Genomic DNA, 8,613 nt, shown 5'->3' with positions numbered 1-8,613 from the left:
CGCCACCTGCCGCAGGTGCTCGGTGCCCGTCACGAGATCGCCGATCAGCGCGGGCAGATCCTTTACCGTCTCCGACACGCTCCGGTCGGGATCCGGCCCCAGGTGCTTGTTCACGTACTCGATGACCGAGTCGATGTCCCGGCGGAGCGAGGCCACGTTCTGCGAGAGGTAGCCCACCGGCCCCATGAGCTCGTGGGCGATGCCGGCCGTCACCTGCCCGAGCGTGGCCAGACGCTCGGCCTTCATCATCCGGCTCTCCACCTCGCGGATCTTCAGCTCCAGGCGCGCGATCTTCAGCGCATCCTCGAGCGCGGCGAGCATCTCCGCGCGATCCCACGGCTTGACGAAGTAGCGCGTCACCTGGCCGCGGTTGACGGCGTCCACCACGGCCTGGAGATCCGCGTACGCGGTGACGAGCATGCGCTTGGCGTCAGGGGCCAGCGTTCGCGCGCGCTCCAGCAGCTCCACGCCGCTCATGCCGGGCATGCGCTGGTCGGAGACCACGACGCCGATCTCGCCGCGACGCTGCTCCAGCATGGCCAGCGCTTCGTTGGGAGAGGAACACCGGAAGATGCGGAAGCGTTGCCCGAAGTTGGCGTCGAACACCCGGAGGTTCAGGGCGTCGTCGTCACAGTAGAGCACTGCAGGAAGGTCGTACGGGCTCATGGCAAGGATCCAGACCGAGGAGAGGAGTCCGGCTGGAATGACGACAGGATACCGCTACCTCCCGCCCTCAAATCTACCTCCGGAGAACATCCGTCCACGAGCGACACCTGGCGCGTGACGCGACGCGTCTCAAGCCCCGCGTAACCTGCGTTCTGCTTCCTGCAGCGCGCGGGCCCTGTCCTGCGCTTCGCCCTCGAGGGCAAACTCCACGGCTTCAAGAGACCGGAATTCCCCGCGCGGCAGCACCGCCAGGACCGTGAGGACCTCCGAGGGAGCGGCGTTCTCCCGGGCCACGCGGACCAGCTGCTCCCCCGAGAGCGGAAACACCGCACCTTGGAGCGCCTGCCGCAGCAGGGCGGCGAGCGAGAGAGTCGGCTTCGCACGTGCCTCCGGCCCACCTTCACCAGGGGTGGACCGGGCTCGTGTCATGTCGTCGTTCATTTGAGGAGAAGTTAAGCAGGCGACGGGGACATTGCGGGCTTTTTTCACTGCTCGCAGGACAGACAGTGGAGCAGGCGCTCACCTGAGAGCCCCATGGCTACCTCCACCTCCACACCTCACCGTATCTCCACGGACACGAAAAGGAGGCAGAGGATGGCCAAGAAGGACAAGGGCTACGTGGAGCACATCGAAAACTCGCAGTCGACCCGGCCGGAGCCGTGGCCTGGAATCTCGGGCCGCTCCAAGGATCACGAGGAGGAGCTGCCTACCGGCACGCCGCGCGAGGTGCAGGCCGACGTCACCGAAGCACAGCGCAGGCTCGAGCGCGACATGGAGGAGCAAGAGGAGAAGCCCCGAAGCTGAGCCCGCAGAGGGAGGACGGGCTCGACGGTGGGCCGCCACGCGTCATGGCATGGCGGCCCTTCGGCGCGGCTAGAACAGCAGCCGCATGGGGTGCTCGAGCAGCGCCTTGAGCTCGCGCAGGTACTCCGCGCCGATGGCGCCGTCGATCACGCGGTGATCGCACGAGAGCGTCGCCGTCATGATCTTCCGCACGAGGATCTGCCCGTCACGCACCACCGGCTTGTCCGCCACCGCCCCCACCGCGAGGATGGCCGCTTGCGGCGGGTTGATGACGGCCACGAACTGGTCGATGCCGTACATGCCCAGGTTGCTCACGGTGAGCGAGCCGCCTGTGTACTCGGCGGGCTTGAGGGCCCGCTTGCGCGCGCGCTCGGCCAGCTCTCGGGCCTCGGCCGAGATCGCCGACAGGCCCTTCTGATCCGCGTCCCGGATGATGGGCGTGATGAGGCCCTCCTCCAGCGCCACCGCGATGCCGACGTCCGCCGTGGCGTACTGCAGGATGTGATCGCCCTGCAGCGAGACGTTGATCTTCGGGTAGCGCTTCAGCGCGATGGCCGCCGCCTTCACGATGATGTCGTTGACGGAGACCTTGGACTCCAGCGCCTTGGCCTCCTCGCGGATCTTCATCGCCGCGTCCATCTCCACGTCCACCGTCAGGTAGAAGTGGGGCACGCCAGGCTTCACCTCGGACATGCGCTGGGCGATCACCCGGCGCATCGTCGAGATCGGCACCACCTGCGGCTCGGGCCGGACACCGGTGGCGGCTGCCGCACGCGCGGGCGCGGCCGCAGCCTTCTTCGGGGGCACGCCCTGGGCGAGCGCCGCCTCGATGTCGCGCTTCACGACGCGGCCGAGCGGGCCGGAGCCCTGCAGCGACGCCAGATCCAGGCCGCGATCCCGCGCCATCCTCTTGGCGAGCGGGCTGGCACGGACACGGCCACCCGCGGGAGCCGCGGGAGCAGGCGCGGCGGCCTTGGGAGCCTCCGCCTTGGGAGCAGCCGGAGCGGCAGCGGGTGCCCCGGACTTCGGAGCAGCCGGAGTGGCAGCAGGCGCCGCGGCGGAAGCCTTGCCTCCCTTGCCAGCGATGTACGCGATGGGAGCGCCCACATCCGCCATCTGGTTCTCGCCCACGAGGATCTTCGCGAGCGTCCCGTCCTCGTAGGACTCGATCTCGAGGTTGGACTTGTCTGTCTCCACCTCGGCGATGGGCTCACCGGAGGAGACCTTGTCCCCCTCCTTCTTGAGCCACTTGACGATCTTCCCCTCCTTCATGGTCGGGGAGAGCGAGGGCATGGTGACTGGGATCCCCTCACCTCCCGCGGCCGGAGCAGTTGGGGCAGCGGGAGCAGGAGCGACCGGAGCAGGCGCCTTCGAGGCCTCGGCCTTGGGCGCCTCGGCCTTGGGAGCGGGCGAGGAGGGAGCGGGCGCGGCCTTGCCGGCCTCGACCTTCTCCCCCTTGGCACCCACGTAGGCGATAGGAGCGCCCACCTGGGCCATCTCCCCCTCAGGCACGGTGATCTGCAGCAGGATCCCGTCGTCGTAGGACTCGATCTCGAGGTTGGACTTGTCCGTCTCCACCTCGGCGAGGGGCTCGCCGGACGAGACCTTGTCCCCCACCTTCTTGAGCCACTTGACGATCTTCCCCTCCTTCATGGTGGGGGAGAGCGACGGCATCTGGATGGGAATGGCCATACGTCTCAGGCTCCCTCTCGGTAGAGGACCTTCTTCACGGCGGCGATGATCTTCGTCGCGTCCGGCTGGGTTTCGTTCTCGAGGTTCGTCGCGTAGGACATGTTCACGTCGAGCCCGGTCACCCGCAGTACTGGCGCGTCCAGCTCGTCGAAGGCCTGGGACTGGATGATGTCCACCACCGAGGCGCCCACGCCCGCCAGGGGCCAGCCCTCCTCCACGACGATGGCGCGGTTCGTCTTGCGCACCGTGGCCAGGATGGCCTCCTCGTCGAGCGGCCGCAGCGTGCGCAGGTCCAGGATCTCCGCGGAGATGCCCTCCTGCTCCAGCTGCTTCGCGGCCTCCTCGCAGAAGTAGTACATGCGGCTCCAGGTGATGATGGAGACGTCCTTGCCCTCGCGCTTCACGTCCGCCTTGCCCAGGGGGACGACGTGCTCACCCTCGGGCACCTCGCCCTTGACGGAGTAGAGCCGCTCGCCCTCGAACATGACGACGGGGTTGTCGTCGCGGATGGCCGCCTTGAGCATGCCCTTGGCGTCCGCGGGCGTAGCCGGCGCGATGACCTTGAGCCCCGGGAAGTGGGCGTAGTTGGCCTCGAGCGCCTGGCTGTGCTGGCTGGAGAGCCGGCCGCCCGCGCCACCCGGGCCCCGGAAGACGATCGGGCAGCGCAGCTGGCCGCCGGACATGTGCCGCAGCTTGGCCGCGTTGTTGACGATCTGGTCCATCGCCAGGATGGCGAAGTTCCACGTCATCATCTCCACCACGGGGCGCAGCCCCACCATCGCCGAGCCCACGCCCATGCCGGTGAAGCCCAGCTCGGAGATGGGCGCGTCGATGATGCGCGCGCTCCCGAACCGATCCAGCAGCCCCTGGGACACCTTGAAGGCGCCGTTGTAGCGGCCCACCTCCTCGCCAATCAGGAAGACGTTGGCGTCGCGCTCCATCTCCTCGGCGAGCGCCTGGTTCAGCGCGTCGCGGTACATCAACTCGGGCATTGTTGGCTCCGACTCGTCAGCTCGTATTCAGTAAAGGGTTGGCGGGCGGCCTGCTAGCGCGCCAGCCCCGCCTTCTTGTCCTCGCGCTCGGCCTGCTGGCGAGGCTCCAGATCCCACGTCACCTTCAGCTCTTGGCCCGACGGGTAGGTTGGCCACTTCACCTTCATGCCGAGCACGCGCTCGCGAGGACGCACGTCCTCCTCGCCCGGCTCCACGATGGTGTCGCGCCACAGCTCGTCGAGGCTGGGCTCGGGCGACTCGTCGGCGAACTTCACCGCCGCGTCCACCTGGGCCTTGATCTCCTCGTCGATGGCGTCGAACTCCGCCTCGGTCGCCAGCTTGTGCTTGATCGCGTACGCCTTGAGCTTCGGGATGGGATCGTTCTTGCGCTCCTCCTCGACTTCCTCCGAGGGGCGGTACTTGGCGGGGTCCACCACGGAGTGGCCGCGGAAGCGGTAGGTGTTGGCCTCCATCAGCACCGGGCCCTTGCCCGCGCGGCAGTACTCGACGGCGTCCTTCACCGCCTCGTACATCGCCAGAGCGTCCATGCCGTCCACGGCCTCGCCGCGCATCTTGTAGGCCGCCGCGCGCTTGTGGATCTCCGGCTCCGCGGACACGCGGCCGATCGCCGTGCCCATGCCGTAGCGGTTGTTCTCGCAGATGTAGATGACCGGCAGCTTCCACTTGGCCGCCATGTTGAACGTCTCGTGGAAGGCGCCCTGGTTGGCCGCCGCGTCGCCGAAGAAGCACACCGTGACGCGATCCTCGTTGCGATAGCGGCTGGCGAAGGCCATGCCCGCCGCCAGGGGGATCTGCCCGCCGACGATGCCGTAGCCCCCGTAGAAGTGGTGCTCGATGTCGAAGATGTGCATCGAGCCGCCCTTGCCCTTGCTGTAGCCGGTGCCGCGGCCGAACAGCTCCGCCATCACCATGCCCGCATCCGAGCCACGGGCCAGCGGCTGGCCGTGATCGCGGTACCCGGAGAGCATGTAGTCGTCCGGACGCAGGGCCTCATTGGTGCCCACCGCGACAGCCTCCTGCCCGATGTAGAGGTGGCAGAACCCGGCGATCTTCGCCTGCTTGTACGCCTGGTCCGTGCGCTCCTCGAAGCGGCGGATGAGGTACATCTTCCGGTGCATCGTCAACAGCAGGTCCTTCGAGTACTTGCTGGCCACCGCGAGCTGCCTCCCTGAAGGGGGGTCCCCGTCCTGGTCCGGCGGGGGATCGAACGCCGTGCGCCTCATAGCGCGCGGCTGTGGGACTTCAAAGTCAAAGTGTGGCCTAGGCGCACTGCGTCACGACGTCCCCCAGAAGTGGGGAATGGAGACGACGGCCTCCAGCAGCTGCACCGGCCGGCCCGAGTGGTCGGTCGCCAGGTGGAAGACGGTCGCCTCGGGGAACCGGAGCAGGTAGTCGTTGACGTGCGTGGGCTCGTTGTCGAAGGCAGCGATCACCCGGCCGAGCGTCCCCAGCCGCGCATGGGCCTCGCGCTTGAAGGCGTCATCGCTGTCGCGCATCGAGGGCTTCATGATGAGGTGGGTAACCCCCTCTCCCGGAAGTGCCAAGCCGCAGCGGCGCATGGCCTCCACCGTCCCCTCGCGCATCCCCTCGTGCCGTCCCGTCACGTAGGCCAGCTGAGCGCCGGTGCCCACCACGGCGTGGGTGAAGGCCGCCGCGCCCTCGATGGCGACGTCGTCCACGCAGTACTCGCTGGTGAAGAAGCGCTGCAGCCAGAAGACGCGGGCCTCCTCGTACACAGCCTCTACCTGCTCGGGGGCCATGCCGCAGTTGCGCATGGCCGTCCGCATGTCCCATCCGCTGCTCCAGTGGGAGGCCACGCAGGCTCCCAAGGGCGTCAGCCCTCGCGCGGTACCAAACTCGCGGAGGATGCGGGCCTGCCGCGGGCGGTTGTCGAAGAGCGTGGAGTCCAGGTCGAACGCCAGCACAGCCTGCGAGCCCAGAGTGCGAGCCCGCGCCAGGATGTCTTGGAGGGTGCTCTGCCAACCCTCACGGATACGGCTCTTGAAGTCGTCGTACGCCATGTGGCCGTGAGGATACACGCGGCCGGTGGCGGGAGTGCCTGGAAAGCCGCTCGATGTGGCCGTGCGGCTGGGTCCGAGGCAAGGAAGCTCGGGAGGCGCACACCAGCGCGCTCAAGCCGTGGGGGGCACGGGCTCCAGGCTCCGTGTACCGATACCCTCCGTGGGTGTCACCGACGCCAGCCCCACGGCCTGGGGGAAGTCCTCCGCGCGGCGGTGGGTGCCAAAGAGCACGTCCACCCACGCGAAGGTGCCCGCGAAGTTGCTGTCGTAGTCACGCGGATCGGCGCTGTGGTGCACCCAGTGGAACAGGGGCGTCGCCAGCACCCACTCCAGCGGCCCGAAGCGCCAGCGCACGTTGGCGTGGAGGAAGGCGGTGAACACCTTGCGGATCAGCACCACGCTGGAGATCTCCGCGAGCGAGGCCCCCAGCAGCGCGCTGGGCAGGCCCACCGCGAGTCCATGCATCAGGAAGTCGATCGGGTGCTGGCGCCACGCCTCGAACCAATGGAGCTCCGTGGGCGCGTGGTGGACCGCGTGCAGGCGCCACAGCAGGGGCACCCGGTGCATCACTCGGTGCATCCAGTAGCCCGCCACGTCCGCGAGCACGAGGACCGCCAGCAGCCGCATCCACGAAGGCGGTTCCGCGGCAGCGAACTGCTCCTCCAGGGTCTCCAGCACAGGAGCGCCAGCAAGCTGCATCAGCGCGGTGTTGAACACGAAGAGCGCGACGCAGGCCACCACCGCCCGGGCCCGCGGGCGAGCGGCAGCGACGGGGAACCAGCTCTCCAGCGGAGTGAGGAGCCCCGCCATCACCAGCAGCGAGACGGCGGTGCCCAGAAGCGTCGCGAGCATGGCGTCCAGGAGCTCCAGGCGTCAGTAGCCCTCGAAGCGGCCGAAATCCACCTTCGCCTTCTTCTTGCCGCGCTTCGTCTTCGCGACCTTCTTCGGGGTCTTGGAGGCCTCCACCGGGGCGTTCTCAAGCTCCTCAACGGGTGTCAGCTCCGTCTGCTCCTGCTCCACACGGGCCATCTGCTCGGGTGCGGACCTGCGGGGCGCCTTCGCATCGGCGACATCCGAGAGGACCAGCACTCCGATGACTCCGAACGAGCCCACCATCGCGAGCGCACCCAAGATGACCGAGACAACGGAACGGCGACGACGGACAGGCTCAAGGTTCATGCGAGGCCCTCTGTGGGAATGAGCCCCATGAACGAACGAGCCCCCCAGAGGATCTATCGAGCCGCTCTCAGCTCCTGAGAGCACCGAGGGCGCACAGCGCCAGTCTCCGACGCGGCCCCATGTAGCACGCACGCGCACATACTCCGTGCACGCATTTCAACGCAGCCTCGCGCAACTCTCCCGGGAGAAACCCGAAAATCGTGACGACATTCCACTTCCCGGAAATCTCCCATGACCAAGATCAACTCCATCGTCGCCGGCGGCTGCTTCCCCGCCCCCACTTCGCCCTCCCTGCCAAAGCCCACCCTGCCCCGCCCCGAGCCGCTGCCGCTGCCGCTCCCGAAGCCGGGCGGCCTGGACCGGCTCCTCACGCCGGGGCGCTCCCAGCAGCTCGCCAACAGCCAGGGCAACCAGCTCGACTCCATCCAGAAGGGTCTCAAGAACGGCTCCATCACCGAGAAAGAGGCCGGGAAGCTCCTGGACCAGCAGGCGAAGATCGCCCAGGCCACCGCCAGCGCCTCCGCAGATGGCGTGGTGACCGCGAGGGAGGCCGCCAGCATCCGCCTCCAGCAGGCCAAGGCCGGCCTCGATGTGTTCCTGGCCACCCACAACCGCGATCGCAGCGCGCCGCGCGATCCCGTCGCCAACGAGCAGGCCGCACAGCTCGGCCGCATCGCCCAGGGCGTGCGGAGCGGCTCGCTCACGGGCGCCGAGGCCAACACGCTGCTGACCGATCAGGCCGACATTGCCCGGACCGTGGCCGACGCCCGCTCGGATGGCGACGTGGATTTCATCGAGCAGCAGCTCGTGGGCATCCGGCAGGACGCGGCCTCCTTCGAGATCGGCCTGGAGAAGCACGACGGTGAGAAGGCGCCGCACGCCAAGCGCCTCAACTTCCCCGTCCTCTTCTAGAGGAGCAGGGCGTCACCGCTGGGCAGCACAGGAGGCCATCCTCGCTCGGTGTGGGGATGGCCTTCGTTGCGTCGTGAGAGCGACCCTTGGCTCAGGACTTGATGCGCTCGCGCCAGCCGGACTCGGCCCCTCGCTCCGCCGCCTGGATCCGCTGCACATCCTCGCGAGCCGCAGCCTCTGCCTCCGCACGCGGCAGTCCACCCAGGAACTCCCGGATCGCCGCGCGCTCTTCAAAGAGCGCCTGCTCGACCTCGGACGTCGCGGGCAGATCCATCGGAGGACGTGGCTTCATGTGGCCCATGCAGCCTCAGGTCTATCCCGAAGGC

11 protein-coding genes are annotated in these 8,613 nt (G+C 68.3%); 2 read left to right on the top strand and 9 right to left on the bottom strand.

The annotated features are described in order from the left end of the window. Window positions 1-666, bottom strand: a 666-nt coding sequence (locus VD972_RS42970; RefSeq protein ID WP_324995488.1) for a response regulator, incomplete at its 3' end; no start/stop codon positions are given. A gap of 129 nt (window positions 667-795) precedes the next feature. Beyond that, the gene (locus VD972_RS42965) at window positions 796-1,095 is read right to left on the bottom strand and encodes a DUF2795 domain-containing protein (protein ID WP_324995486.1); all 300 of its coding nucleotides are present in this window, start codon (window positions 1,093-1,095) and stop codon (window positions 796-798) included. Window positions 1,096-1,260: 165 nt separating this feature from the next. Between VD972_RS42965 and VD972_RS42960 the strand changes: the two genes are divergently transcribed. Then, window positions 1,261-1,470 (top strand): hypothetical protein, encoded by a 210-nt coding sequence (locus tag VD972_RS42960; protein WP_324995484.1) that lies wholly within the window; start codon window positions 1,261-1,263, stop codon window positions 1,468-1,470. 69 nt (window positions 1,471-1,539) lie between these two features. Here VD972_RS42960 and VD972_RS42955 read toward each other — a convergent pair whose 3' ends face one another. From VD972_RS42955 to VD972_RS42930, 6 genes are all read right to left on the bottom strand, one after another. After that, on the bottom strand, window positions 1,540-3,162 hold the full coding sequence (locus VD972_RS42955) for a pyruvate dehydrogenase complex dihydrolipoamide acetyltransferase (RefSeq protein WP_324995482.1): 1,623 nt from the start codon (window positions 3,160-3,162) through the stop codon (window positions 1,540-1,542). A gap of 5 nt (window positions 3,163-3,167) precedes the next feature. After that, window positions 3,168-4,154 carry a pyruvate dehydrogenase complex E1 component subunit beta gene (locus VD972_RS42950; protein WP_324995480.1) on the bottom strand — a complete coding sequence of 329 codons (987 nt, stop codon included), beginning with the start codon at window positions 4,152-4,154 and terminating at the stop codon, window positions 3,168-3,170. Between the two features lie 53 nt (window positions 4,155-4,207). Then, window positions 4,208-5,329, bottom strand: a complete 1,122-nt coding sequence (gene pdhA / locus VD972_RS42945; protein WP_324995478.1) for a pyruvate dehydrogenase (acetyl-transferring) E1 component subunit alpha — start codon at window positions 5,327-5,329, stop codon at window positions 4,208-4,210. A 120-nt stretch (window positions 5,330-5,449) separates the two neighbouring features. Then, window positions 5,450-6,196 (bottom strand): hypothetical protein, encoded by a 747-nt coding sequence (locus tag VD972_RS42940; protein WP_324995476.1) that lies wholly within the window; start codon window positions 6,194-6,196, stop codon window positions 5,450-5,452. 111 nt (window positions 6,197-6,307) lie between these two features. After that, a complete protein-coding gene (locus VD972_RS42935; RefSeq protein ID WP_324995474.1) occupies window positions 6,308-7,048 on the bottom strand; it encodes a sterol desaturase family protein in 741 nt (246 codons plus the stop codon). Between the two features lie 21 nt (window positions 7,049-7,069). After that, the gene (locus VD972_RS42930; protein WP_324995472.1) at window positions 7,070-7,375 is read right to left on the bottom strand and encodes a hypothetical protein; all 306 of its coding nucleotides are present in this window, start codon (window positions 7,373-7,375) and stop codon (window positions 7,070-7,072) included. A gap of 231 nt (window positions 7,376-7,606) precedes the next feature. Between VD972_RS42930 and VD972_RS42925 the strand changes: the two genes are divergently transcribed. Next, window positions 7,607-8,287 carry a hypothetical protein gene (locus VD972_RS42925; RefSeq protein ID WP_324995470.1) on the top strand — a complete coding sequence of 227 codons (681 nt, stop codon included), beginning with the start codon at window positions 7,607-7,609 and terminating at the stop codon, window positions 8,285-8,287. A gap of 91 nt (window positions 8,288-8,378) precedes the next feature. Here the strand turns inward: VD972_RS42925 and VD972_RS42920 are convergent, their stop codons facing one another. Next, window positions 8,379-8,579, bottom strand: a complete 201-nt coding sequence (locus VD972_RS42920) for a hypothetical protein (protein WP_324995468.1) — start codon at window positions 8,577-8,579, stop codon at window positions 8,379-8,381. Window positions 8,580-8,613: the final 34 nt, after the last annotated feature.

The sequence above is a fragment of the Hyalangium sp. genome (assembly GCF_035629615.1).
Classification (GTDB): Bacteria; Myxococcota; Myxococcia; order Myxococcales; family Myxococcaceae; genus Hyalangium.
Note: the sequence above shows the minus strand (reverse complement) of the source record. Positions and strands in the feature narration are given on the sequence as shown.